25 protein-coding genes are annotated in these 25984 nt (G+C 58.8%); 11 read left to right on the top strand and 14 right to left on the bottom strand.

What is annotated here, in order from left to right; translation table 11 throughout:
• Window positions 1–9: 9 nt before the first annotated feature.
• The 4 genes from polA to GOW48_RS15645 all read right to left on the bottom strand — a co-directional run bounded on the left by polA (window position 10) and on the right by GOW48_RS15645 (window position 4446).
• Entirely contained in the window at window positions 10–2805 is a 2796-nt protein-coding gene (polA, locus tag GOW48_RS15660) for a DNA polymerase I (protein ID WP_170755166.1), read from the bottom strand.
• A gap of 70 nt (window positions 2806–2875) precedes the next feature.
• Window positions 2876–3346: a hypothetical protein gene (locus tag GOW48_RS15655; RefSeq protein WP_170755165.1), complete on the bottom strand. Its 471-nt coding sequence runs from the start codon at window positions 3344–3346 to the stop codon at window positions 2876–2878.
• Between the two features lie 156 nt (window positions 3347–3502).
• Window positions 3503–4165, bottom strand: a complete 663-nt coding sequence (locus tag GOW48_RS15650) for a YrbL family protein (RefSeq protein WP_170755164.1) — start codon at window positions 4163–4165, stop codon at window positions 3503–3505.
• Between the two features lie 89 nt (window positions 4166–4254).
• Window positions 4255–4446: a zinc-finger domain-containing protein gene (locus GOW48_RS15645; RefSeq protein ID WP_170355833.1), complete on the bottom strand. Its 192-nt coding sequence runs from the start codon at window positions 4444–4446 to the stop codon at window positions 4255–4257.
• An 87-nt stretch (window positions 4447–4533) separates the two neighbouring features.
• Here GOW48_RS15645 and GOW48_RS15640 point away from each other — a divergent pair, with 87 nt between their 5' ends.
• The gene (locus tag GOW48_RS15640; RefSeq protein WP_170755280.1) at window positions 4534–5466 is read left to right on the top strand and encodes an ABC transporter ATP-binding protein; all 933 of its coding nucleotides are present in this window, start codon (window positions 4534–4536) and stop codon (window positions 5464–5466) included.
• A gap of 11 nt (window positions 5467–5477) precedes the next feature.
• On the opposite strand, the gene GOW48_RS15635 is transcribed toward GOW48_RS15640, so the two are convergent.
• Complete coding sequence (locus GOW48_RS15635) at window positions 5478–5942, bottom strand: DUF1203 domain-containing protein (protein WP_170755163.1); 465 nt, start codon at window positions 5940–5942, stop codon at window positions 5478–5480.
• 110 nt (window positions 5943–6052) lie between these two features.
• On the opposite strand from GOW48_RS15635, the gene GOW48_RS15630 reads away from it, so the two are divergent.
• The 3 genes from GOW48_RS15630 (at window position 6053) to GOW48_RS15620 (ending at window position 10505) form a co-directional block, all read left to right on the top strand.
• Entirely contained in the window at window positions 6053–8971 is a 2919-nt protein-coding gene (locus GOW48_RS15630; protein WP_170755162.1) for an error-prone DNA polymerase, read from the top strand.
• Window positions 8972–9018: 47 nt separating this feature from the next.
• A complete protein-coding gene (locus GOW48_RS15625) occupies window positions 9019–9432 on the top strand; it encodes a group III truncated hemoglobin (RefSeq protein ID WP_170755161.1) in 414 nt (137 codons plus the stop codon).
• Window positions 9433–9566: 134 nt separating this feature from the next.
• Window positions 9567–10505 carry a DMT family transporter gene (locus tag GOW48_RS15620; protein ID WP_170355825.1) on the top strand — a complete coding sequence of 313 codons (939 nt, stop codon included), beginning with the start codon at window positions 9567–9569 and terminating at the stop codon, window positions 10503–10505.
• A gap of 52 nt (window positions 10506–10557) precedes the next feature.
• On the opposite strand, the gene GOW48_RS15615 is transcribed toward GOW48_RS15620, so the two are convergent.
• Window positions 10558–11670 (bottom strand): S-(hydroxymethyl)glutathione dehydrogenase/class III alcohol dehydrogenase, encoded by a 1113-nt coding sequence (locus tag GOW48_RS15615; protein ID WP_170755160.1) that lies wholly within the window; start codon window positions 11668–11670, stop codon window positions 10558–10560.
• 129 nt (window positions 11671–11799) lie between these two features.
• Here GOW48_RS15615 and GOW48_RS15610 point away from each other — a divergent pair, with 129 nt between their 5' ends.
• Together GOW48_RS15610 and GOW48_RS15605 are read left to right on the top strand one after the other, a co-directional pair.
• Window positions 11800–12087 carry an I78 family peptidase inhibitor gene (locus GOW48_RS15610; protein WP_170755159.1) on the top strand — a complete coding sequence of 96 codons (288 nt, stop codon included), beginning with the start codon at window positions 11800–11802 and terminating at the stop codon, window positions 12085–12087.
• Between the two features lie 61 nt (window positions 12088–12148).
• Window positions 12149–13801 (top strand): Y-family DNA polymerase, encoded by a 1653-nt coding sequence (locus GOW48_RS15605; RefSeq protein WP_170755158.1) that lies wholly within the window; start codon window positions 12149–12151, stop codon window positions 13799–13801.
• Between the two features lie 15 nt (window positions 13802–13816).
• Here GOW48_RS15605 and GOW48_RS15600 read toward each other — a convergent pair whose 3' ends face one another.
• The gene (locus tag GOW48_RS15600; protein ID WP_170755157.1) at window positions 13817–14542 is read right to left on the bottom strand and encodes an SDR family NAD(P)-dependent oxidoreductase; all 726 of its coding nucleotides are present in this window, start codon (window positions 14540–14542) and stop codon (window positions 13817–13819) included.
• A gap of 189 nt (window positions 14543–14731) precedes the next feature.
• Here GOW48_RS15600 and GOW48_RS15595 point away from each other — a divergent pair, with 189 nt between their 5' ends.
• Genes GOW48_RS15595 through GOW48_RS15575 form a run of 5 tightly spaced genes read left to right on the top strand, consistent with a single transcriptional unit; the run spans window position 14732 to window position 18929 of the window.
• Complete coding sequence (locus tag GOW48_RS15595; protein ID WP_170755156.1) at window positions 14732–16054, top strand: NAD(P)/FAD-dependent oxidoreductase; 1323 nt, start codon at window positions 14732–14734, stop codon at window positions 16052–16054.
• On the top strand, window positions 16017–16553 hold the full coding sequence (locus GOW48_RS15590; protein ID WP_170755155.1) for a chalcone isomerase family protein: 537 nt from the start codon (window positions 16017–16019) through the stop codon (window positions 16551–16553). Before GOW48_RS15595 ends, GOW48_RS15590 begins: the two co-directional genes overlap by 38 nt.
• The gene (locus GOW48_RS15585; protein ID WP_170755154.1) at window positions 16553–17776 is read left to right on the top strand and encodes an MFS transporter; all 1224 of its coding nucleotides are present in this window, start codon (window positions 16553–16555) and stop codon (window positions 17774–17776) included. Before GOW48_RS15590 ends, GOW48_RS15585 begins: the two co-directional genes overlap by 1 nt.
• The gene (locus GOW48_RS15580) at window positions 17773–18390 is read left to right on the top strand and encodes a DUF3833 domain-containing protein (protein ID WP_170755153.1); all 618 of its coding nucleotides are present in this window, start codon (window positions 17773–17775) and stop codon (window positions 18388–18390) included. Before GOW48_RS15585 ends, GOW48_RS15580 begins: the two co-directional genes overlap by 4 nt.
• On the top strand, window positions 18387–18929 hold the full coding sequence (locus tag GOW48_RS15575; protein ID WP_170355810.1) for a DUF3833 domain-containing protein: 543 nt from the start codon (window positions 18387–18389) through the stop codon (window positions 18927–18929). Before GOW48_RS15580 ends, GOW48_RS15575 begins: the two co-directional genes overlap by 4 nt.
• Window positions 18930–18980: 51 nt before the next feature.
• On the opposite strand, the gene GOW48_RS15570 is transcribed toward GOW48_RS15575, so the two are convergent.
• The 7 genes from GOW48_RS15570 to GOW48_RS15540 form a co-directional block, all read right to left on the bottom strand.
• On the bottom strand, window positions 18981–19988 hold the full coding sequence (locus GOW48_RS15570; RefSeq protein ID WP_170355807.1) for a porin: 1008 nt from the start codon (window positions 19986–19988) through the stop codon (window positions 18981–18983).
• A 341-nt stretch (window positions 19989–20329) separates the two neighbouring features.
• Window positions 20330–21493, bottom strand: a complete 1164-nt coding sequence (locus GOW48_RS15565) for a TonB family protein (protein ID WP_170755152.1) — start codon at window positions 21491–21493, stop codon at window positions 20330–20332.
• Window positions 21490–21867, bottom strand: a complete 378-nt coding sequence (locus tag GOW48_RS15560) for an ExbD/TolR family protein (protein WP_170755151.1) — start codon at window positions 21865–21867, stop codon at window positions 21490–21492. The genes GOW48_RS15565 and GOW48_RS15560 overlap by 4 nt, the downstream gene beginning before the upstream one ends.
• Window positions 21864–22190 (bottom strand): biopolymer transporter ExbD, encoded by a 327-nt coding sequence (locus GOW48_RS15555; RefSeq protein ID WP_170356050.1) that lies wholly within the window; start codon window positions 22188–22190, stop codon window positions 21864–21866. Before GOW48_RS15555 ends, GOW48_RS15560 begins: the two co-directional genes overlap by 4 nt.
• Before the next feature lie 31 nt (window positions 22191–22221).
• Complete coding sequence (locus GOW48_RS15550; RefSeq protein WP_170755150.1) at window positions 22222–22887, bottom strand: MotA/TolQ/ExbB proton channel family protein; 666 nt, start codon at window positions 22885–22887, stop codon at window positions 22222–22224.
• On the bottom strand, window positions 22884–23318 hold the full coding sequence (locus tag GOW48_RS15545) for a hypothetical protein (protein WP_170755149.1): 435 nt from the start codon (window positions 23316–23318) through the stop codon (window positions 22884–22886). Before GOW48_RS15545 ends, GOW48_RS15550 begins: the two co-directional genes overlap by 4 nt.
• A 135-nt stretch (window positions 23319–23453) precedes the next feature.
• Window positions 23454–25742, bottom strand: coding sequence for a glycoside hydrolase family 9 protein (locus GOW48_RS15540; protein WP_170755148.1), 2289 nt, complete (start codon window positions 25740–25742; stop codon window positions 23454–23456).
• Window positions 25743–25984 lie beyond the last annotated feature (242 nt).

Below are 25984 nucleotides of genomic sequence, written 5' to 3'. Positions count from 1 at the left end.
AGCGCGCCCTTAATGCGCTTCGGCCCAGTTGGCGCCCTGTCCGGCATCGACGCTCAACTTGACATCCAGTTTAACAGCGGGGTCCGATGCCCCCTCCATTACGTCGCGCGCCACAGTGATCACCTGGTCCACCGCATCCTCGGCCACTTCGAACAGCAATTCGTCATGCACCTGTAGCAGCATCTTGGCAGGCAGCCCGTTGATCGCCTCCGGCATCCGCACCATCGCCCGCCGGATCACATCTGCCGCTGTCCCCTGAATCGGTGCGTTGATCGCCGCTCGACGCGAGAACCCGGCATGCGGCCCCTTGGCATTGATCTCGGGCGTGTGGATTTTGCGGCCAAACAGCGTCTGCACATACCCATGTTCTTTGGCGAACGCGACGATGTCGTCCATATAGGCTCTGATACCCGGGAACCGCTCGAAATACCGATCGATGAAACCCTGCGCCTCGGCGCGTGGAATGCGCAGGTTGCGCGCCAAACCAAAGCCTGAAATCCCGTAAATCACGCCAAAGTTTATCGCCTTAGCCTGGCGGCGGATATCAGGCGTCATCTCATCAAGCGGCACGTCAAACATCTCGGAGGCGGTCATGGCGTGAATGTCCAGACCATCGGCAAAGGCCTGTTTCAACGCGGGTATCTCAGCGATATGAGCCAGAATGCGCAGCTCGATCTGGCTGTAGTCGAGGCTGACCATCACATTACCTGGCTCGGCGATAAAGGCCTCGCGGATGCGGCGACCTTCTTCGGTGCGCACCGGGATGTTCTGCAGGTTCGGATCGGTCGAGGCCAGACGCCCCGTATTCGCCCCCGTGATCGAATAAGATGTATGCACCCGGCCTGTATCCGGGTTGATATGGGTCTGCAGCGCGTCGGTATAGGTCGATTTCAGCTTGGAAAGCTGCCGCCAATCCAACACCCGGCGGGGCAACTCGTGTTCGGTGGCAAGGTCTTCCAGAATGTCCGCCCCGGTCGAAAACTTCCCGGTCTTGCCCTTCTTACCGCCCTCAAGTCCCATCTTGTCGAACAGGATCTCACCCAGTTGCGCTGGCGAGCCGACATTGAAGTTCTCACCAGCCAGTTCATGAATTTCAGCCTCTAGCCCGGCCATTTTCTGCGCAAAAGCGTTGGACATGCGGCTCAGGACATCGCGGTCCACCTTGATGCCATGCATCTCCATCTCTTTGAGAACCGGCACCAGCGGGCGTTCGAGCGTCTCATAAACCGTCGTCACCTGCACCTGATGCAGTTGCGGTTTGAACAGCTTCCACAGGCGCAGGGTGATATCCGCATCCTCGGCGGCGTAAGCCGTCGCCTCGTCAATCGGCACCTTGTCGAAAGTGATGGCCGATTTGCCGGACCCCAGCAGCGGTTTGATCGGAATCGGCGTGTGATTCAGGTAACGCTCGGACAGCGTATCCATCCCATGCCCGTGCTCACCGCCATGCATCGCATAAGACATCAGCATCGTGTCGTCGATCGGCGCCACTTCTACGCCATAACGCGCGAAAATCTTGGCGTCGTATTTCATGTTCTGCCCGATCTTCAGGATCGAGGCGTCCTGAAGCATCGGTTTGAGCAAAGTTAGAGCCTCATCCAACGGCATCTGCCCCTCGGCCAGTGCATCCGACCCGAAAAGATCATCAGCGGCCCCATCGCGGTGGGTCAGCGGAATGTAACAAGCCTCGCCCGCCGTGACACACAGAGAAATGCCCACCAGATCGGCGATCATTTCGTTCAATCCGGTGGTCTCAGTATCGACAGCCACCCAGCCGGTTTCATAGGCCCGGTCGATCCACGCCTGCAGCGCCGCCGCATCGCGCACACATTCGTATTTCGAGGCGTCAAAGGGGATATCCTCAGCCTCGGTCACCACTTCGGGCGCAGGCGCATCAGCGATCACCGGAGCCTCGGCCCCCAGCTTGTCGGCAATGCGTTTGGTGAGGGTGCGGAACTCCATATCCGCCAGGAACCCCAGCAGGGTTTCGGGGTCGGGGTCCTGCACCTCCAAATCGTCCAGCGTGAAATCCAGCGGCGTGTTTTCGTCCAACTGCACCAGTTTCTTCGACAGCTCGATCTGGTCGCGCTTTTCGATCAGGGTCTGGCGGCGTTTGGGCTGCTTGATCTCTTCAGCGCGATCCAGCAGGGTCTCCAGATCGCCATATTCATTGATCAGCAAGGCGGCGGTCTTGACCCCGATCCCCGGCGCGCCGGGCACGTTATCTACGCTGTCGCCTGCCAGCGCCTGCACATCAACCACGCGTTCGGGACCCACACCGAACTTCTCGAACACGCCATCCTTGTCGATACGTTTGTTCTTCATCGCGTCCAGCATCTCAACGCCGCCGCCCACAAGCTGCATCAGGTCTTTGTCCGAGCTGACAATAGTCACCCGCCCCCCAGCCTCGCGCGCCTGCACGGCCAGCGTGGCGATGATGTCATCGGCCTCATAGCCTTCCAACTCTTTGCAGGCGATGTTGAAGGCGCGGGTCGCCTCGCGGGTCAGGGGCATCTGCGGGCGTAGATCTTCGGGCATGGCCTCGCGGTTGGCCTTGTACAGGTCATAGAGATCATTGCGGAACGTGTGTGACCCTTTGTCGAAGATCACCGCCACATGGGTCGGCGCATCCGGCCCCGCGTTCCCTTCGACATATTTCTGCAGCATGTTGCAGAAACCTGACACCGCGCCAATTGGCAAGCCATCCGACTTACGTGTCAGCGGAGGCAGCGCGTGGTAGGCCCTGAAAATAAAGGCCGATCCGTCGATCAGATGCAGGTGACATCCTTTTCCGAAATTTCTCATGCGCGCTCTCCCTGTCGGTCAGGGGACGTTGTGCCACAGGGCCGATCAGGTGGCCAGTCAAGAACGCGCGTCAGCCACCGAACAAGCCGCTGAACATGTCAGAAAAACTGTTGAGCAGCGCCATGATAACCAGCACGCCCAAAAAGGCGAAGAAGGCCATGGCAAAAAACTGAAACAGAATCGCACCTACGCCAATCACGGTACCGGCAATTGCAGGGCGCCGTCTTTCGTGACGCAGCAGCCCAATCACAGATACAACGATTGCCAAGGCCCCAAGCATGGCCACGCCGATCTGTAGAAAGTCATCCAGATCACGGCTGCGCGCGACGGGCTCGGGCTGTTCCAGCCCCGCGGCCGAGCGCAGGGTGGACTTGCCGATCTCGGCGGCCAATTCGCCCAGTGAAACGCCCGTCGATTGCTGCGGCGCAAACGGCCCTGCCCAAAACACGAACAACGCGGCAAACAGCGCAAGGGCACCAATACCAAACCCAATCCAGCCGAAAACCGGACTGGCTGTGTCAGTAGATGCAACATCCGTCATCGAACTCATCCCAATATCTGCAAATCGGCCATAGCATAAAACCACGGCAGTATTTGGGAGAACACTATTGCTTGCAGAAAACGCACCGTAACTGTGCCTGTATGACCATATCTCTTCGATTCAGCGATCCGCCATCAGGCAAGCAGCAAACCAAAGCTATGGGGCGCTGAACGCTCTGGTTGCCGCATCCCATCGCAATCCGGTTTTTACAGCGATCTCGTGCATCTGCTTGTTCAACGACCTGTCATTCAGTCGACGGCTTAGGCTGCGCAACGGGACCAGATTGCGTTCCCCGTACCCGTCGATCAGCACGAACATCGGCACTGAGTCGCGCTTGCCGTAAACGATATTTTGCGCATGAATATCGCGACCCACGATCTGAAAGTCGAACAGCTTGTGAACAAAATCATTCAGCTTGTTCAGAACCTCGGGGGGCAGCCGGCGCTGCTGGGACAACGACATCAAATCCTGCGCCAGCGAGCCGTCCTCAGATTCCATACGCTCGACCACAATGCCCGGCCCGGCATCCGTTTGCACAACGCCAAAAGACCGCGCCAATGGCATTTTCGCGATATCCGGGCCGCTTTTCAACGCCGCCTTCATCTCGCACTCCAGCTCTTTCAATGCATTGCGATAGACCGAGTCCGGCAGCAAATACCGCACAACGCGCTTGGCAAAAGATCGGTTGGGCCGCGTGCGCGGGCGCGTCACCTTGATCAGAAGATCGGATTGGTCAGGGTAGGCGTAGACGTTTCTGTGGCCACCTGTGGCAACAAGATCTTTGTCGGACAGGTGAACCAGTTGCACTGGAAAGATCATTCCGGATCCGCGTGGAAATGACACAAGAATTCTGACGCAGCACGCTACAGCATATCCTGCCCGGCGTCAGCCCTTGTAACAGTTTTATGTCAGATTGATTGCGCCTCTTCGGCCGCGGACCCTTTGAGAATGTATTTGCAATCGCAATAGGGGCATTCGACCCAACCAGTGTCTTCAGGGATTTGCAGCCAGACACGTGGATGGCCCAGTGCCCCTTCGCCACCGTCACAGGCGACACGGGTGGTTTCCACGATCTTGGTTTCCGGCGCTTCGATGGTCACGGCTGGCGATCCTTCTTCGGTTGTCGGCCTCGCGGGCATGTATTAGGTGCGTTTATGAGCGATGAGCAAACCGGGGGCAAGAGCCACATGAGCGATGCGGCAATCAGGATCGAAGGTCTGCACAAGACCTATCGCGGCAGCAAGGCACAGCCCGAGAAGCACGCGCTAAAAGGCGTTGACCTGACGGTCCCGCGCGGGTCGGTCTTTGGATTGCTGGGGCCAAACGGGGCCGGGAAATCGACATTGATCAACATTCTTGCCGGGCTAGTGGTTAAATCGGCCGGAGCGGTCTCTATCGGCGGGTTTGATCAAGATAAAAATCCGCGCCAGTCCCGCGCAGCAATTGGCGTAATGCCGCAAGAGCTGAACCTCGATCCGTTCTTCACCCCGCGTGGCGCTTTAGAGGTTCAGGCCGGTCTTTATGGCGTCCCCAAGGCCCAGCGCCGCAGCGACGAGATTCTGGAACTGGTCGGCCTTGGCGACAAGGCCGAAGCCTATGCGCGCACTCTGTCTGGGGGTATGCGTAGGCGGCTGCTGTTGGCGAAGGCTCTTGTGCATCATCCCCGCATTCTGGTCCTGGATGAACCCACGGCGGGCGTGGACATAGAACTGCGTCAGATGCTCTGGACCAATGTGCGCAAGCTGAACGAACAGGGCATGACGATCATCCTGACCACGCATTACCTGGAAGAAGCGCAAGAAATGTGTGACGAGATCGCGATCATCAACCACGGAGAAAAGATCGCGCAGGACAGCACCTCCAACCTGCTGAGTCGCATGGACAGCCGGACAATGGTCATTGCTCCGGACAGCCCGGTGACCGAACTGCCAACAACGCAAGGGGTCGAGGCCACTCTGCGTGACGATGGCAGCCTGGTGCTGCAATATCGCAGCACTGCGACCAGCGCCGAACAAGTTCTGGAATCGGTCCGCACCGCAGGCATCCGTATTCGCGACGTCCGCACCGAAGAGGCAGACCTCGAGGATGTGTTCCTCGCCCTGACATCTGCACGCGGATAAGAATTTGACCGTTAGACTCGATCTATCCGCGCCTGATAACAGTTGTTCCGCGCGGACCGGATGTGGATATAGGCCACATCGGGACGAGCAAAGATATCACTGATCTTTGCGCCGATCCGATCTGTGGGCGTAATCTCTCCGGTGCCATAGACGATCCGATCATCCAACCCATACCCTTTGATCAGATAGTCGGGAGAGGTGGTCAGAATCTCGGGCATCTCATCCCCTTCATACTGTTCACACGGGGCGGCACACAGAAAGATCGGACCCGTTTCCGCGTAGGGTTGTGTCTCTGAAAAAGGGCGATGCGCCAATATCAGCATCTCTTTTCCTTCCGGAATGTTCTGCAGGCAATGGCGGCATGGATTGCCCGCACCTTCGGAAACGGCGCGCTCGGGAGAGGCGCCATATGCGTCCGGCCCTCCGGCCTGAAGCGCGCGGACTTGGCGGGTGGGCAATGCTGTGATCTTGAACATCTCGGGTCTCCTTTTTCTGCCACCCTGCCCAGAGGGGACACTGCAAGCGACCCGTTTCCTGCGCAAAGGACTCGAAAAAGAACAAAAGGTGAATATAATGTGGAATCGCCATGTATGCCGAATTGTCGATCACGTCGAATTTCACCTTTCTCACCGGGGCCTCGCACCCCGAGGAGTATATGCAGCGTGCCGTCACACTTGGTCTGCCCGCCATCGCGATTGTCGATGACAACTCGGTCGCCGGGATCGTGCGTGCCCATACCCAGGCGCGCGAGATTGCCCGAAAGGTGCGCGAACGTATCGAATGGGAAGGGCAGAACACGCCCATCGGCCCGCCCTGCCCCGATCACATTCCCAAACCGCCCTCCTACCCGATCCACGCCGTGCCACGCCTGATCCCTGCTGCGCGATTGATCTTCACCGACGCGCCCACCGTCACCGCCCTGCCCCTGAACCGGCAGGGCTGGGGCAACCTGTGCCGTATCCTGTCGAAAGGCCGCCTGCGTGCGGAAAAAGGCGACTGCATCCTGCACCTGTCCGACCTGTTGGAATTCTCTGACGGTCTGCACCTGCTGCTCTGGCCACAAGCGACCCGGTCGCAGGGCGGCGCGAGTGCTTGGCGGACACAGGCGCAACAGCTGACGCGCCGCTTTGCCGGGCGGATGCATCTGTTGATGCATCCTCGGTATGATGGCGCAGACAGTGAATATTTCATTTTATTAGAGACTGAATCAAAGCAACTCAACCTTCCCACCCTCGCCAGCGCTGCGCCGATGATGCACCATGGTACCCGTCGCAAACTGGCCGATGTGCTGACCGCCATCCGACTGCGCCGCAAGGTCGACGATCTGGGCCGCGACGCTCTGGCCAATGGAGAGCAGCGCCTGCGTTCGGAATCCGAGATGCTGCGCATTTTCAAAGGCCATGAAGGCGCTGTCACCCGCGCCCATATGCTCAGCGAACAGTTGCAATTCTCGCTGGATGAGCTGCGTTACGAATACCCCAGCGAGGGCAGTGACCAGGAAACCCCGACCCAACGCCTGCACCGTTTGGCGCATGAGGGGCTGAAATGGCGGTATCCGGCAGGAGCCTCGGAAAAAGCCAAAAAGATGCTGGCGCATGAACTGACCCTGATCGGCAAGCTGAAATATGAACCCTATTTCCTGACCGTCCGTGACATCGTCACCTTCGCCCGATCCCGCGATATCCTGTGTCAGGGGCGCGGCTCGGCAGCCAACTCCGTCGTCTGCTACTGCCTCGGCATCACCGAGGTCAGCCCCGAGCTGGGCACGATGGTGTTCGAACGCTTCGTCTCCGAGGCGCGGGACGAACCCCCCGACATAGACGTCGATTTCGAACATGAACGCCGCGAAGAGGTGATTCAGCACATCTATGACCGCTATGGCCGCCACCGCGCGGGCCTCTGCGCCACCGTGATCCACTATCGCGGCAAGCGCGCCATCCGCGAGGTCGGGCGGGCGATGGGCCTGACCGAAGACACGATCTCGGCTCTGTCCTCACAGCTATGGGGGTTCTTCTCGGCCAAGGGGCTCGAGGCGGAACGGATGCGCGAAATCGGCCTTGATCCCGAAGATCGCCGCTTAAAACAGACTCTAACATTGGTTTATGAGATCGACGGCTTCCCCCGCCACCTCTCGCAACACGTCGGCGGATTCATCATCACCGAGGGGCGGTTGGACGAACTCGTCCCCATCGAAAACGCCACGATGGAGGACCGCACAGTCATCTGCTGGGACAAGGACGATATCGACAGTCTTGGTATTCTGAAGGTCGATGTCCTCAGCCTTGGGATGCTGACTTGTATCCGCAAGGCGTTCGATTTGATCACCCAGCACCATCAGACGGGCTATACCCTTGCCACCCTGCCGCCCGAGGATCCGGCAGTGTATGACATGCTGTGCAAGGCGGACTCGGTCGGGGTGTTTCAGGTGGAATCGCGCGCGCAGATGAACTTTCTGCCACGAATGCGTCCGCGCAATTTCTATGATCTGGTGATCGAGGTCGCCATCATCCGCCCCGGCCCCATTCAGGGCGACATGGTCCACCCGTACATCCGCCGCCGGAATGGCGAAGAGGAGGTCAGCTTCCCCTCGGACGCGCTGGGTGAGGTGCTGGGCAAAACGCTGGGCGTGCCGCTGTTTCAGGAACAGGCGATGCAGATCGCCATCGTCGGCGCGGGCTTCACCCCCGAACAGGCGGACCGGCTGCGGCGGTCGCTGGCGACGTTCAAGAAACATGGTAATGTCAGCGAATTCCGGTCCTTGTTCCTGCGCGGGATGGAGCGGAACGGCTATGAACAGGATTTCGCCGAACGCTGTTTTTCGCAGATCGAAGGCTTCGGCTCTTACGGTTTCCCCGAAAGTCACGCGGCCAGCTTTGCGCTGCTAGTCTATGCCTCGGCCTGGATCAAATGCCACCATCCGGGGATTTTCGCCTGCGCGCTGCTGAATTCACAGCCCATGGGGTTCTATGCCCCAGCGCAGATCGTGCGCGATGCGCGTGAACATGGGGTTCAGGTGCGCCCCGTCTGTATCAATGCCAGTTTCTGGGACAATGTGATGGAACCCGACGGTCACGGCGGGTTGGCTCTGCGGCTGGGGTTCCGCCAGATCAAGGGCCTGAGCGAGGAAGATGCCAGCTGGCTGACCGCCGCGCGCGGTAATGGCTACCATCAGGTGGATGATGTGTGGCGTCGTGCCGGACTTGGCCCCTCGGTAATCGAACGGTTGGCTGAGGCCGATGCCTTCTCCGCCTGCGATCTGACAAGGCGCGAGGCGTTGTGGCAGGCCAAAGCGATTGCCACCGCGAAGCCCTTGCCGCTGTTCTCGCAGGATCTGGAGGGCGAGGCGATGGACGAGCCCGCAGCCTATCTGCCACAGATGACGCTAGGCGAGCAGGTAGTCGAAGATTACGTGGCCACCCGCCTCAGCCTCAAGGCGCATCCAGTGGCCCTGATCCGGCATCTGCTGACGCCCGAGCCGCGCGACAAAACCACACCTGTTGCGTGACGCCCAAACCGGGTATCGCCCAGAACAGAGTCGAAAACGGACCAAACATGACCCGCCCCACGCTGCCGCCGCGCTTTCCCGCGACCCCAGATCAGATCAATGCTCAGGTCGCCGCCTTTTACGCCCGCGTGCGCGAGGACGCGGTGCTAGGACCGGTCTTCAACCCACATGTCCAAGACTGGTCCACGCATGAGGAAAAGATCGCCGCCTTCTGGCGCAACGCCATCCTGTATGAGCGCAGCTATGACGGCAATCCGCAGCGGGTCCATATTGAACGGCCCGACGTGCAGCCCGACATGTTCGCGCATTGGCTGGACCTGTTCGAAGAGGTCGCAATCCAGACCTTGCCGTCTGAAACCGCGACTCCTTGGGTTGCTCTGGCCCGGCGGATCGGTGTGGGGATGAAGGCCGGTGTGCAATCTGCACGCCAACCCAAAGACGCCCCTCCCATCCTGCGTTGATCCCAGGACATGGCGGTTTTGCCATGTTAGCGGTAAAATAGGGGCTATGCGGGTCGGCCAAATGGGTTTACTCAGGGGTACGACAGCCCCAATGCGCTGCGCCCCTACACCGACACATCACCCGAGGCCGCCTCATGAGCACTCAGAACACCACCCTTCGGGGGCTTGGCTATGCGTTTGCGGGCTTTGCCGTTTTTGCGAGCCACGATGTGCTGATCAAAGTGCTGGGTAGCACCTATTCGGTGATGCAGATCATTTTTTTCGCAACGCTGTTTTCCTTTGTGCCAATGGCGGTGACGATCCTGACCGACCGGACAACGGGCAATTTCCGACCACATCATCCGTGGCTAGTCCTGCTGCGCTCGGCCCTGATGGTGACATCCATGGTCTGCGCCTTCTACGCTTTCTCGGCGCTGCCGCTGGCCGAGGTCTACTCGCTGTTATTCGCCTTCCCTCTGTTCGTCACAGTCCTGTCGATCCCGATCCTGGGGGAAGTCGTGCGCGCACAGCGTTGGGCCGCCGTCGGCTGTGGCCTGATCGGAGTTCTGATCGTCCTGCGCCCCGGTGCCACGGATATAACTCTGGGCCATCTCGCGGCCCTCACTGCGGCGTTTTCCAGCGCGTTAGGGTCTGTTTTGGTACGCAAGATCGGGAATGAGGAACGCTCGGCCGTACTGATCCTTTATCCGATGCTGCTGGCCATTGTGGTCATGAGCTTGATGCAGCCCGCTGTTTACCAACCACCCTCGCTGCTGCATCTGGCGATGATGGCGCTGGTGGGCGTGTTTTCGGTCATCGCCCAACACCTGATCATCCTTGCCTATCGCGCCGCGCCTGCAGGCGTGGTCGCCCCCAGCCAATACAGTCAGATCATCTGGGCTACATTGTTCGGCATGGTCTTTTTCAACGAGCGGCCCGATGGCTGGGTCGCCGTTGGGGCCAGCATCATCATCGCCTCAGGCGTCTATGTGGTCTGGCGCGAAAGCCGGGCGAACACCTCGTCGGTCAATACCCCGGTTCTGAGGGTCCGCTCGCCCCGGTCCGACACAGGCGCAAGCCGTCCCGGCAAATAAAAACGACGCGCCGTTCACAGCGCGCCGTCCTCAAAATCGCAGGTTCAGGGCCTTAGTAGACCACAACCGAGCGGATGCTTTCGCCCTTATGCATCAGGTCGAAACCGTGGTTGATGTCGTCCAGACCCATGGTGTGGGTGATCATCGGGTCGATCTCGATCTTGCCTTCCATGTACCAGTCGACAATTTTCGGCACATCGGTCCGGCCCCGCGCGCCACCAAAGGCCGTCCCGCGCCACGAGCGGCCCGTGACCAGCTGGAATGGACGGGTCGAGATCTCGGCCCCCGCAGGTGCCACGCCGATGATGATCGACTCACCCCAGCCCTTATGCGCCGACTCCAGCGCAGCGCGCATTACGCCCACATTGCCGGTGGCGTCAAAGGTGTAATCGCCGCCGCCTTTGGTCAGGTTGACCAGATAAGGAACCAGATCGCCTTCAACCTCGGCCGGATTCACAAAATTGGTCATACCGAACTTGGTCGCCATCTCGACCTTGGCCGGGTTCAGGTCAACGCCAACAATCTGATCGGCCCCAGCCAGACGCAGGCCCTGAATCACGTTCAGACCAATGCCGCCCAGACCGAATACGATGGCACGGCTGCCGATTTCCACCTTGGCAGTGTTTATGACAGCGCCGATACCGGTGGTCACACCGCAGCCGATATAGCAGATCTTGTCGAAGGGCGCGTCCTCACGCACCTTGGCCAGCGCGATCTCGGGCAGAACCGTGTGGTTGGCGAAGGTCGAGCAGCCCATATAGTGCAGGATCGGATCACCATCCAGGGTCGAAAAGCGCGAGGTGCCATCAGGCATCAGGCCCTGTCCCTGCGTTTCACGGATCGCCTGACACAGGTTGGTCTTGGGATGCAGACAGTATTCACACTCGCGGCATTCGGGGGTGTAAAGCGGAATCACGTGGTCGCCTGGCTTCAGGCTGGTGACGCCTGGGCCGACCTCAACCACGACGCCTGCGCCTTCATGGCCCAGAATCGCGGGGAACAGCCCCTCGGGGTCGGCACCCGACAGGGTGAATTCATCGGTGTGGCAAATGCCGGTGGCCTTGATTTCCACCAGAACCTCACCCGCTTTGGGGCCTTCAAGGTTCACATCCATCACTTCCAAAGGTTTGCCCGCCTGAACGGCGACGGCGGCACGGGTACGCATATCGTTGTCTCCCTGTCTTCTTTGCCCCGACCCTGCGGCAATCGCAGGAGGTTTTCAACTGCGCTTTGGTGACAGGTTTGTTAAACATCTGATATTGCAGAAACGACATTGCCGGAAAAAGGAACGCCAATGTACCGTTTTATCCCCACGCTGGCCTTGCTGGTCGCCTGCACCCAGACACCCGCGCCCGAGGACGCGCCCCTGTCGCCCGAACCTGCGCCGGTTGATCTGGCGTTTTGTCTGGGTGAGCCCTTTGCCAATTCTATCGGTCAACCTGTCTCGACCATTCAGGCCCAATTGCCTGAACGGTCCCGCGTTCTGGGGCCCGACGGCATTGCCACACAGGATTACCGGATCGACCGGTTGAATGTGTTTGTAGATGAGACCGGGATCATTCAGCGCCTGACCTGCGGCTAGGCGTGGACTCGGCAGACGATTCTACGGTAAGAACAAAATGGGAACATTTTGATGTCTGCCGATGCCAAAACGCCGAATACTTTCACTCTGGTTTCCTCGTCTGGGGGCTGAACGGCTGATCCGCGCTGCGCGGGGGCTGCAGGATGGGCCTTTGGCTGTGGTGACCGAGCAGTCGAACATGCAGGTGATCACATCGCTGAACGCCACGGCGCAGACCGCCGGGTTGCGCGTGGGCCAACCAGTGCGCGATGCCCATGCCATGTGCGCCAATCTGGTGACACGCCCCCGCAACGCCCCGGCCGAGGCTGCGTTTCTGACCGCCCTGCGCCGGTGGGTGGGCAAGTTCAGCCCATGGGTTGCCGAAGAAGCCCCCGACGGCCTGATCGTGGATCTGTCAGGCTGCGCGCATCTGTTCGGCGGGGAAGAAGCGTTGTTGAACGTGATCGAAACCGACTGCGCAGATATGGGGCTGAGCGTACAGATGGGCATCGCCGACACGCTGGGCGCGGCCTGGGCGCTGGCGCGCTACGCGGGGCAACAGGCCACCTCCGACCGCAATGGCGACGCCATCAGCCAAGAGGCTCGCGCCACCCGCGCCCGCGCCACCAAGCGGCGGCACTGGACCAAGGGCGGGGCCGCACCGCAAGTGGTGGCTGTGGGCAGTGGCGCGCGGATCGCAGCGCCGGGGCAATCCTATGGCGCGCTCAGCCCCCTGCCCATCGCGGCGCTGCGGCTTGAGGATCAGGTGGTCGCACAACTGAACCGTCTGGGTCTGCGCCGGATCGGCGATCTGTTGGGGCAGCCGCGTGCCTCGCTGGCGCGGCGATTTGGGCGGGGGCTGGTGCTACGGCTGGATCAGGCGATGGGCAGCGCGCCCGAGCCGGTCTCCCCCGCCCGCCCGCCGCATCACTTTGCGGTGCGGATGACCCTACCCAACCCGATCGGCCTGACCGAGGATGTGATGGCCGCCATCGACCGCGTTCTGCCAACGCTCTGCACCAAGCTAGAGGAGAAAGCGCGCGGGGTGCGGACTCTGCGGCTGGAAGCCCATCGCGCCGATCAGGCGGCTGAGATCATCGAGGTCGGGCTGGCCCGTCCAACCTATGATAAACACCGCATTCGCCCTTTGTTAGAGATGAAAATCGACCAAATCGATGCGGGCTATGGCATCGACATGCTACGACTTGAGGCGGTGCAGACGGAACCCATCCACGCCCGCACCATGGCCGGTCATGCCGAGGCGCGCCGCGTCGCCCGCAACCGATTGGACGGTAACACCGCTGTCGAAGACCTGATCGGAAAACTAGGTGCGCGGGTCGGGCTGGAGGCGATCACAAGGCGGCACCCGGCGGCCTCGCATATCCCCGAGAAAACCGCACAGGTGCTGGCTGCTGCGTGGTCCGAACCCGCGCAAGACTGGCCTGCACCACCGCGTCCGCGTCCCTTGCAGATGTGGCAACCCGAGCCAGTAGCCGCTCCAGATACCCCAGACGTGCCAGACACATTTCGCTGGCGCGGGCGAAACTGGCAACTGACACAAGCCACCGGGCCGGAACGGATCGCACCGGAATGGTGGCTGGATGACCCTAACTGGCGCAGCGGCGTGCGCGATTACTGGGTGGTTGTGACCGAACAGGGCGAGCGGCTGTGGCTGTTTTACGGACACGGCGGCACCATGTCGGCGGGCTGGTTTTGCCATGGTCAGTTTGGATAAACCCCTGATTAGAGTCTACTTACCGCGATACACCAGCCAATCCGGCAGGTAATCAATCAGCCGGATCACCCAGGAAAACGGCGCAGGGAAATCGGTGCGGAACCGGCGACGCGCCATGGCTTTGGCCACGCGATCCGCCGCGTCCTCGGGCGTCATCAGCATGGGCATCTTGAAGCTGTTCTTCTCGGTCAGGCGGGTCTTGATGAAGCCCGGATTGACGATCCGCACAGTCACACCAGTTCCAGCCAAATCATGCCGCATCGTCTCTGCCAGAGACACCAGCGCGGCTTTGCTGGCCCCATAGCCAATTGCAGCAGGCAACCCATGGTATCCGGCCAGAGACCCTATAAGCGTGATCTCACCCTGTCCGACCTTGACGAAACCGGGCACGGTTTCCCCCAACACGCGCATGGCCCCCAGATAATTCACATCGACCATCCTCAGCGCGGTTTCCGTATCCCAATCGCCACTGCGCATGGGATCATAGGCCCCGGCATTATAAACCAGACCATCCACCGCGCCCGCCCCGGCCACTGCGGCGCGAACCGAATCCAGATCGGTCACATCCATGGGGATTGCGCGAGCGTTGGGCAAAGTCTCACACATCTCGGCCAGACGGTCGGCATTGCGCGCGGATAAGATCAGATGCGCGCCCTGACGGCTGAGAGCTTGGGCCAAAGCCCGCCCCAGACCTTCGCTGGCACCAATGATCCAATAGGTTTTTCCGTCAAAGCTGCTCATTCCGCGACCGTTTCATATGTTGTGTTTCTTTTACGACCGCGACGGGGCGCTGGATCAAAAGCAGATCCGCCAGGTCTTCTGTAACCCGAGGTCACAACATAGTGCATTCAAGAAAAACACCTAATCCGATTGATCCACCCCCGCATATCCTGCGTATCTTATTGTAATACGTTACATAACGAGGCTTGAATGTTCGACGAATCCCGGGGCGGCCGGAAAAAAATCGCAGTCATTGGCGCAGGCATCTCGGGTCTCTCCGCAGCTTACTACCTGTCAGAAAACAACGACGTAACCGTCTTTGAGGCCGAACCCCGGCTGGGCGGTCACGCGCGCACGGTTATGGCCGGAAAGAATGGCGACCAACCGGTGGATACCGGGTTCATCGTCTTCAACTATGTGACTTATCCCTACCTGACCGCGCTATTTGACGAGTTGAACGTTCCGGTCATCAAGTCGGAAATGAGCTTTGGCGCCACCATTGACAATGGCCGCATCGAATACGGGCTGAACAACCTGCGCACCCTGACGGCGCAGAAACGCAACTTGGCCCGCCCCGCCTATTACAAAATGATCGCCGACATCCTGCGGTTCGGAAAAGAGGCCCCAGAGGCCGCCCAAGACGATGACACCACAATCGGAGAGTTGGTGGATCAGCTGCGCCTGGGCCATTGGTTCCGCCACAACTATCTGATGCCCATGTGTGGCGCGATCTGGTCGACCCCAGTTGAGTTCGTGGATCAGTTCCCGGCCCGCTCGCTGGTGCAATTCTTCCGAAACCACGCTCTGCTGGCCAGTGGACGCGCGAAGCAGCACCAATGGTATACCGTCAAAGGCGGTAGCATCGAATATGTGCGTCGCATCGATGCCGCCCTGCGCGCGCGCGGATGTGATATCCGATTGGCTGCACCGGTTGATCACGTGAAACGCGACGATGTGGGTGTTACGGTCCACAGCCAAGGTCACGCGGATCAGTTTGACGAGATTATCCTCGCCACGCATTCCGATCAATCACTGGCCATTCTGGGCGATGCCGCGACCGAAGCCGAGCGCGCGGCACTTGGCGCAATCCGGTATCAGCCCAATACAGCGATTCTGCATTGCGACGAACGCCAGATGCCACGGCGACGCGCCTGCTGGTCCAGTTGGACCTATCGGTCGCAGGCTGGAAATGTTGGCGTAACCTACTGGATGAACCGGCTTCAGAATATTCCGGACAGTGACCCCCTTTTCGTGTCGCTGAATGCTTCATCAGAAATTCCTGCGGATAAAATCTATGATCAAGTCGAATTTGCCCACCCGGTATTCGACAAAGCAGCCCTGAAAGCACAAGGGCAAATCCGCGAGATGCAGGGACAGAACCGAACCTGGTTTGCCGGCGCCTATAACAGGCACGGCTTTCACGAAGACGGGATTGCCAGCGCGATGCATGTTGTTGCGCAGCTGAACGGCACCCCGCAAACCCTCGGAGCTGAAAATGACACTCTTGCAAAAGGCCCGGCCATCCCTGCCTAAGGGTGGCTTCCGCGCGGCGTTGATTTCGGTGTTGCTGCTGGCCCCTGGCGGGCTTGCAGCCTCACCGGGCCTTAACACGCTGGACAACCCTCAACTGCATGGCACGGCAACCTACCGGTACTTGGGGTTGCCTTTGTATAATGCGCAGCTGTTCACACAGCGCGGTGCGTCGTTTGATTGGGGGCAGGACTTTGCCCTTGAACTTCAATACCGCCGCAACGTGACGAAAAAGGCGCTGATCAATTCGACACTGGATGAGATGGAGCGCATCGGCAGCCCGGCCCCAGTGCGCGATCAGCTTGAAACCTGCTTCAAGGCCGTGAAGAAAGGCGACCGATACCTGGCCGTATCAGATGGACCAGATCGCGTATCTTTCTGGCTGAATGGAGCCAAGACCTGCACGATGTCCTATCCGGGCATCAAGCGCAGTTTCATGTCTGTTTTCTTGGGTGAAAACACGCGCTCAGCCTCCTTCTCGCAGAAGTTGCGGGGACAATAATGCTGTATCCGCGGGTCAGCCTCTATGCGCTGATGCTCGCGGCAGCGGGTATCCCGCTTTATATTCATCTGCCGCGTTTCGCCGCCGTCAATCTTGGTATCGGACTGGGCGTAATCGGTTCTGTCCTACTGGTGATCCGGTTGGTCGATTTGGTGCAGGATCCTTTGATCGGCTGGGCCATCGACCGTTGGCCCAAGGCCCAACTTGTATTCGCAGCAATGGCTGCGCTGGGATTGGCCATTGGCTTTCCGGTCCTCTTTAACTTGCCCGAAGGCGCAAGCATCGCAGCATTAGTCTCTGTTCTGGTGTTACTGTTTTCGGCCTACAGCCTCGGCACGATCCTTTTGTATGGCCGCAGCGCCACCCTTGCAAAACAGACAGATCCGAAAGAACTGATGACATTGGCCGCATGGCGCGAAGGCGGCCAATTGTTGGGAGTGGTCGTCGCAGCCAGTGCCCCTGCTCTGTTTCTGGCGTTCGGAGCGGCCGCTCAGGGATATCCAGCTTTCGGCATTTTCTTGGGCCTGTTAGCGGTGCTGACATGCGCGGTGACGTACCCCATTTGGCTGCGTACGCCGATTACCGGCGATGGGTTATCTTTTGCAGGGCTGGGTCAGGCAGGTGCGCTGCGTCTGTTGGCTTTGGCGCTGGTGAACAGTTTGCCTGTGGCCATCACATCAACCTTGTTTTTGTTCTTCGTTGAAGATCGCCTGCAATTGCCTGGAAAAGCCGGGCCGTTATTGATCCTGTTTTTCCTCAGCGCCGGGGCAAGCGTTCCGCTTTGGGCACGCCTAAGCAACCGAATCGGCCCGAAACAGACTCTGATAATCGCCATGCCCCTTTCGATCGCAGGCTTCATCGGTGCCGCCACTCTGTCGGCGGGGAACCTGACTGGGTTCGCGGTGATCTGTATTGCATCTGGTGCCGCATTGGGCGCGGATATGGTCGTGTTGCCAGCGATGTTCTCGGTCGTACTGACGCGCGCTGGCCTGAACGCATCCGCGGCGTTTGGCATCTGGTCATTTGCGGGCAAACTGGGCCTTGCATTGGCCGCCTTCTTCACTTTGCCGCTGCTCGAACGCAGCGGATTCGCTCCGGGACAAGCAAACTCGGCCGAGGCTCTGAATACGCTCAACCTCGCCTACGCAGTGCTGCCCTGCATCCTGAAACTCGGCGCGTTCGGAATGGTTCTGACGTTGCCAACGGAGGTCACTTCCAAATGACACTTGTTGCCATCCTTCTTGCCGCCATCCTTTTGGTGATCATTGCAAAGCGGAGGTTCCTGAGCTTTCGCTCACAGGTACCTGCGGACTACGCAAGCACAGGCCCTGCCTTTAACATGAAACAGAACCTAAACGGGGAAATCCTGTCCGAGGGGTTGATCTATGGACCCAACGGCAAGATGACCAACAGCTTTGTTGCCCGTATGGTTGGCGAATGGAACGGAAACACCGGTACACTGGCCGAGTATTTCACCTATTCCAACGGCAAGCAGATGACCCGCAAATGGTATCTGACACTGGGCACTGGCAACACGTTTACCGCCACTGCAGATGACATCGTGGGCGAGGGTCAAGGCACGATCTCGGGGTCTACAGTCAAGTTGAAGTACCGGATCATTTTGCCGCAAGATTCAGGCGGGCATACTCTGGACGTGACCGATTGGATGTATCTGACCGAAAACGGTGTGATCATGAACCGATCCGAGATGCGCAAGTTCGGAATAAAGGTTGCCGAACTGGTTGCCACGATGCGACCTGCGCCCGAGGTTAAGACCGCGCATCTGAACGGGGCGAACGGCTATGATGCAGACAGCGACGTGAGGCCGCTGCAATGATGATCCGGCGGCTTACTGTCTCAGCTCTGGCGATCGTGGGGATTGTGGCTTTGGCATCCTGTTCCGCCAAGCCGCGCGTTCCAAAGACGTTCCTGTCAGACCGGCAATTGAATCTGGAAGAGTTCTTTGAGGGTGAAACCGTAGCCTATGGGCAGTTCCAAGACGTTCTGGGCAATGTCCCGCGACGGTTTACTGTGGATATAGACGGCACATGGGACGGCAAAACGCTGACGCTTGTCGAAGATTTTGTTTATGACGATGGCGCCACGGAACAGCGGATCTGGACTCTGACCAAAACAGGTGAAGATACGTGGACAGGAACCGCTCCGGGCGTGCTTGGCACCGCCTCGGGTGTCGAGCGTGGGGATACGTTCAACTGGAAATACAAAATCGACTTGCCCATCAAAGAAGGCACAATGCGCGTGAACTTCGACGATTGGATGTGGCTGTTGTCGGATGACCGGTTGCTGAACCGCGCTTATGTTTCGCGTTACGGCGTGCGCTTGGGCGAAGTCATTCTGTTCTTTGAAAAGAAATGAAAAAGGGCGGATCTAAGGACCCGCCCAATAGTCTGTATGGTTCAAATCAACTTAGAAGTTGAACTGAGCACCAAAGTCAGCGCGGATGCGGCCGTCTTCGTCACCGTCTTTGATCTCGCCAACAGCGCCACGCAGGGTTGCACCGTTGCCCAGGTCGTAGATGGCACCAACACCGATGTTGCGCGTATCGTCATCCGCATTGCCGTCACCGTAAACGAACTGCAGGGTGGTTGCTGCGCCAACGTTGTAGGATGCCGACAGACCATAGGCAGTGCCGTTTTCGGCATCGTCAGCAACGTCGTCGTCTGCCAGGAACAGGGTGCCGTAGAAATCGCCCAGTTCTGCGCCGATGGTCAGAACGGCCAGGCTTTCTTTTTCAACACCAGCGCCTTCGTCGGTCTCACCATAGGCCAGCGACGCGGTGATGTTGTTGAATGTGTACGAACCGCTTACGTCCCAGCGATCGCGATCGTCAGTCTGACCCGCGCCCAGGAATTGAGTGTCCTGATCATACGAGGCCGAGAACGCGAAATCGCCGACGGTGTAACGGAAGAATACCGCGTTTGCACCGGAACCGGTCGAGCTGTACTCGAGGAACGAGTAGTTAACGCCAACGTACTGGCCAAGGAATTCTTCCAGGCCGGGTTCGTTGCCGAAATAGTCATCCAGGTTGTCGAACGAACCCGAGACGTTGCCCGCGTCAACACGCAAGCCGCCGTAGATGACCGAGAAACGGGCGCCGTTCAGACCAGCTTCGTTCTGTTCACCGGTGGACGAGTCGTCGTCGGCCTGCAAACGAACGCGGCCCTGGAATTCGACACCGCTGTCGGTTTCGACATTGGCGTCGATGTTCAGGCGGAAACGCGACACCAGAATGGTATTGTCGGTCGAAGGATTGTTCACGTTGACGGCGCCGCCGGCGGTCGTGGTTGTGGTTTGTGCAGAACGATCTTCTTCGTAGCCAATACCAAAACGACCGTAGCCGCTGAATTTAACTTCCGCGGCAGCAACGCTTGCGGTTGCGATCAGCGCGGTCGATGCGATGAGGAGTTTTTTCATGGTGTGATTCCATAAATTTCGAGAGGAGGACAGCCGCGCAATTGCGACTTGAGCTTCCATTCTTAGATTTACAGAAATTACGCAATATGTATCTTGCGTTTTTTTGTCAGCGCAATGGAGTTTGTTGCATCTTTGCACTGATCGTTGATCCCGCCGCATGCGGTTAGCGTTTATTTAAGAACCATTCGGGGATTCACCAGAAACATTACAAAGGTGTGATCAACAAAAATGGCGGCGGGCCTTGAAACGGCCAAGCGCCGGACTGTCGCATTGAAAATAAGGGTAAATTCAAAACCCAAATTTTTGAGTGCAGATAAAACGATCTGCATGTCCGATGGTGGTCAATTGCTGGTGTAAAAGAACGACAAACTGCGGCTGGTTCCTCCGGGCGGCAGAGGGAACGGCTCGGCGGCGCGAACTTGCGCGCGGGCAGCGCGGTCGACTTCGGGCGAGCCGGAACTGTCCACCACATCGACAAAGGCCAGTGATCCGTCAGGATTGATCCGGAAGAAAACCTGCGCAAAGCCGCGCGCCGAGACAAAGACGACCGGGGCGCGGTTCAGATGGACCAGAACCTCGCCCGCATAGTTGGTGGTGTCCGAATTCCCGGGCCCTCGCCCACCAGACCGAGTGCCACTGTTGCCTCGGGTGAAGTTATCGACCCCGCTGCGCCGATAGGTGGATAAGGGCGACTCGATCTCTTGCGAAGGGAATCTCAGATCACTGAAATCCCGCGCGCCATTACTTGCGCCCTGCCGTCGGGGTGTCGGCTCGCGTTCGGGCCGTTGTGGCCGGATCGAGGACCGAACAGCCAGTTCCGAATCGGCCTCGGTCTCTTCCGGCTCGGCGGTTGCTTCGGGCAGAACGGGATCGACCGCTTCATCTTCAAGCGGCACAACCGGCACGACGGAAATTTCGGGCACAGGTTCAGCTTCGGGTTCAGGAAGCGCTGCAAGTTCTTCGACCTCCGGTGTCACGGGCGGCGTTTCGGTGGGGGCCTCAAGTTCCTCGGGCAAAACGTCCGGATCGCCTTCGGGTATCTCGACCACCTCTGCTGTTTCCACGGACGGAGTTTCTTCAATTTCATCGCTCGCGGCTTCTTCGCCTTCAGATGTATCTTCGGTCTCAGCCACATCCGGTTCGACTGGCTCGGTTTCTACGGGCTGCACAACTTCGGCCTCACCAACATCCGGTGAGAAGGTCTGCTGAGGGTTTTCCGAGGCGACTAGCGCCTCGCTGACCGGCACTTCAGGTTCCTCTGGCAGTTCTTCGACAACTTCTTCTTCGGCTGGCGGCTCGGGCTCGGGGACAGGCTCCGGCTCTTCCGGTGCTGATGCGGGTTCGGCAAGGTCTTCGAAACTGTTGCCCAGTTCAACCGTATCTTGCGCGTCCGAAGTGCCAGCATCCTGAACCAGATTTGGCGTCGTAAAAGCAAGCCCCATGAAATGCAGAAGCAATGACACCAGCACGGCGACAACCGCGATGAAAATGGACCCCCGGATCATTCCAACGCCTTTTGGGTCACCACGAATACAGATGTTGCCCCAAGACGACGCAATGTCCCCGTAACTTCGACCAGACGCGCGCCCAGCGCCTCGCGATCGGGGACGATCCGCACCGGGCCGGGCTCTCGACCTTGCATATAGGCTTCGGGCTCAATCTCTGTTCCGCGAAAACTCAGGCTGCCGTCACTGTGCATTACCAAAGCATCGGGAGGTTCGCGCCCATCCAATTCGGACGTATCCACAAGCTGAAGATCCGGATCCAGCGGCACCGCAACCGTTCCGGCGATCAGAAAGAAGATCAACATCAAAAAGATGACATTGATCAGAGCGATCGTGGAGTCGCGTTTGCGGCGGGGACGGATTGAGCGGATCATTCCAGCACCAAAACGCTGAGACCTTCGCGCCCCCTGAGCCGGACCAAAAGGTCCACCAACCGCTGCGAGGTGGTCGCCTCGCCCAAACTGATCAGAATCTGGCCGGTTTCGACCTGCGCCGTCAGATCATCAAACGTAATGTCAGCACCGTTCAAAGTCAGCGTCTCGGGCCCGAGTTGAACAAAAAACCGTTCGGTCGGGGTATCAGAGGGAGTGCCGCCGCCGGTCGCGTTACTCAGCTCGATTTCGGCGTATTTCGAAAAAGTTGACGTGAGCATGAAGAACAGCAGCAGCAGAAAGATCACGTCGATGAGCGGCGTCATCGACAGCGGTCGTCTGACAAAGGGTGCCCTGTTACGCATGTCCCGGTGCGGTTTCCATGGGTTGGTCAGTATCGGCGAGCGGGATCGCTTGCCCCGGCACAAGGATCGTGCGCAGCGCCTTGTCGGCGAATACTCTTTCACGTGCCGTCCGGCTTTCGAACCAAGACAGGACCATTGAGGTCGGCATTGCCACGGCCAACCCTACAGCAGTCGTGATCAGGGCCACCCAGATTCCGCCCGCCAAAAGTGACGGATCAACAGACGAGCCAGCGGATTGCAGGCTTTGAAACGCCTCGATCATACCCAGAACAGTCCCGAACAAACCCAGCAGCGGGGCCAACTGCGCCACCGTGTCCAACAGGCGAAAGCCGCGTTCAAGCCCGGCCAGCGCCAGCCCGGCTTCGGCATCCAGACGTTGGTCCAGCCCCGGTGCATCCGGCGCATCCATGGCCACTTCGACCAACGGGGCCAGATAGCTGCGGCTTTTGGCCAGCCGCGCGCGCGCCGTCTGCTTGTCGCCATCATCCCAGGCGGCCAATGCCTGCGACAACACCCGGTGCCGTCCAACACCTGACACAGTGAACTGCCAGACCTTATAGAGCGTCACCGCAAGGGTCACGACAGACATGGCAATCAGGATTGCAACAACCGGCCCGCCAAGGTTCAGGATTTCGCGCAGCGCGTCAATCGGGCTCATCCCAGAAGCTCCACATCTGTGCGGGTACTCAGCTTCAGTGCCTCAATGCAGATCGGACTGTCTGCGCCGTCGACCGAGCATTTCTTTGCACCGTTGATCAGCACTTGGCCGATGGACGCGCAGCTTACGTCGCGCAGGTCAAATCGCCGTAACCGGGGACGATCCACGGGCAGTTCGCGAAAAGGGTACAGCGTCAGGGTGATCAGACTGCCGGATGTGTCGAAGATAACCGTTTCGAAACTGGCGTCTTCTATGTCGACACCGGTTTTGTTTTCGACCAGGAAGTTCATACGACAGCCCTGTTCGACATCCTGCAAGGCATTCAATTCAATCTGCAAATTCCCCGGCCCACTGTCCTGAGACTGCGCGGCAGACGCGAACGGCAAGCTACAGAAGATCAAAGCCACAAGGGCCGGGCGGAGAAACGGCATTTACGTGCTCCCGATTGTTCAAAGTGGACATCGAAAACCGACGACACTTGACTGGCGATCAGCTACACATAGCGAACACCGCAAGCCGGTAAAAGAGCAGCAGACGGCTTTGTGAATTTCGTGGCAGACCTGCGCCTATTCGGTTGTAGTGTCACCATTTCCCGACGCCTCATCAGAGGGTCGACGCGTTGCGAATGCACAGGCAACCAACCATTCCATCGCGTTCGCCTTCATGTCATGTTCCGCTGTCACGGCGATACTGCGACTTTCGAAGATCTGATTGTAAATCGGCCAGTCATCCTGGAGAGAAGGGTAAATCGACCCTTGTGTCTTTCTCTGCTCCCATTTGTGCATCTTGCCTCCGGCTACTCCAAAGCTGATCTGGCCGGGAATCGTGGCCGTTCCACGCCGGTCGGTCATCAAAGGGTCCGAAAAATCGCGATGCCCCATTCCTTGCACAAAACTGACATTGGCGGGATTGCAGCCCAGCCCGAACCACATGCCTTCCGCAGCCTTGTCCAGCAAATCCTGCGGCACGTCCTCTACCAACGCACCGTACATGGCAAACTGCCCCGCTCTCCAGTTCGAGCCGGGACCAAAACGCATCCAACCCCGGCCCCAAGGGTACGTGGCCGTCGTGTGCAACCCGAAATCCCGCCCCATTCTTTCGCCTTTTAAAGCGCGCGATTTTATCCATCGACCGATCGCGGAATACACCTTGCTGTTTACGGGCCTGCCTTCTTTGGCGGCCTTCATATATTCGGTATTGCTGTAGGGATAGACACCCAATCGAACGCCGTCCGCAGGCGTATCAGCCTGCGGGGCAAACGGGTTATGAGCTTCAAACGCGGCGCGCGCCTGTTTGTTACCGGTCGCCCGATACAAAGCCGCCGCGGCAGCGACACGAGCCTCGGCGACCCTGCTTTTCGACAAAACGGCCGTCTCATCAGCTTCGTCCATGTCCGGCACGGGTTGCTGTTCCGCCCAATTCCACGCCGACAGGGCTTCGGCAATGATCGCATCGCCCAGCACCTGGTCTGCGCAGGTGTTCTTGATCACATGCCCCAGCTTGGCTGCGCCGAAGACGAACCGATAAGCGGCCCAGACCTCGGGTCCATAGGCATAGATTTTCTGCACCGGGTTCCATGAAACCGATCCAAATATCCCGCTTCTGGAATACTCGACGCCCCCTATGATCGCACCATCCTCGTGCTGTGTGCGACGCCACAAAGACGCGCCCCAAAGTGCCTCGTGGATCAGATCAGGCAGGACGGTTTGACCATCTCCGATATCCTGCGCGTTCTTTTTGGCCTTCACGGCCGGATGCGCGAAAGGTTTGCCGCTTTCAGGCAGATTCAGGTCCAGAGTTCGACAGTGATCATGAGCCTCGACAAGTTCGGCCATGTGAAAGACCACATCCATGTGCTGCACGCGGCGATCCCAGTCACCCGCGTCATGCCATCCACCCCATGCGCTTGGATTGGTCGACATCGTCGACAGTTCGGGCGCGGCGTCGGTACCTCCTGCCCCCTGCACATACTCGGACAGCAATTCAAAAACGCGCGCTTTTCCGTAGCCCTCGCTTGTAACGCCCAGTTTAACGTCCGTTTGCCATATTCTGAGCCCATCGTCGGGGTGGCCGTCGCGCGGCCGCGATATCCCCTCGCCGAATGGTTCCACAATTTCACAACCGGATCTCTGGTAATAGTACCAGCGGGCAGCCAGTCGCAGGGCTTTGTCGTAAGGTGCAAGTGATACAGGGAAGGGAAAGGACCGACCTAACCCGTCGACATGAAGATGAAAATCTCCCTCGAGATTCAGGTCAGAAAAGTCAGCCTCATATATATCGCAGCCATTGAAATTAAGGTCTTTCCGATGCGGCTCGGCCCCAGGTTTCACAAGTCGCAAACGACCTGACATCGCTTCGGCCCCGTCTTGGGTGGACGTAAGGCGCCAAACCGTGTCTTCCGATACTGCGCCATCCGTGTTTCCGGCCCGGCCGTTCTGGTCCTGACCCCACCACGCACCGACATATGCCTTCTTTGGCCCGGTCAGAGGATATCCGGCGTGACAAATGTGGATCGCTTCGCTGAACGGGTTTTTTTCTCGGCGGTGTTCGATCTTTTTTACAGATGGCCCCTTGATAGCAACGACCGCACCGTCGGGAATGTCTTGATCCAGTTCGAAGGTTACAACATGCCTTTTCGTGCTTTCGAAACGTCCGTTTGCGACTGCCATCGTCTGAACAGGTGTAGATTTGCGGTACAGCGCGGTCACCTGCACGGCTGTACCGTCGACGGTCACTTGCCACTGATCGGCCTCATCAGCCAAAGCGTGCTTTTGATGGTCTTCTTTGCCCAGACGAAACCCGCCCAAGCGGCTGCCCTTCTCGACTTTGGCCCAACTTGTGAAAAGTTGAGGCATGGTTGCACTCTCATTCCCCGAGAAGTTCCCTGAACGACCATTCAACTTCCCAACCGAACCGAAATCCTTTGTTGGGTCCGGCGACCATACGACTCGGTCACTAGGGGTCACTTCAACAGATTCAGGTGCTGCCAATTTGGTATCAACAAGAGTGAGCTGGATAGTACTTGCGCCAATAAATCCAACACTATCTTCTGTCACATGCTGTCGCGCCTGAGCATGAACCGGCGCGGCCCCAATCG

Source organism: Ruegeria lacuscaerulensis (assembly GCF_013033355.1).
GTDB classification, from domain to species: domain Bacteria; phylum Pseudomonadota; class Alphaproteobacteria; order Rhodobacterales; family Rhodobacteraceae; genus Ruegeria; species Ruegeria lacuscaerulensis_A.
The sequence above is the reverse complement of the archived record's forward strand: the minus strand, read 5'-3'. Positions and strand labels throughout refer to the sequence as shown.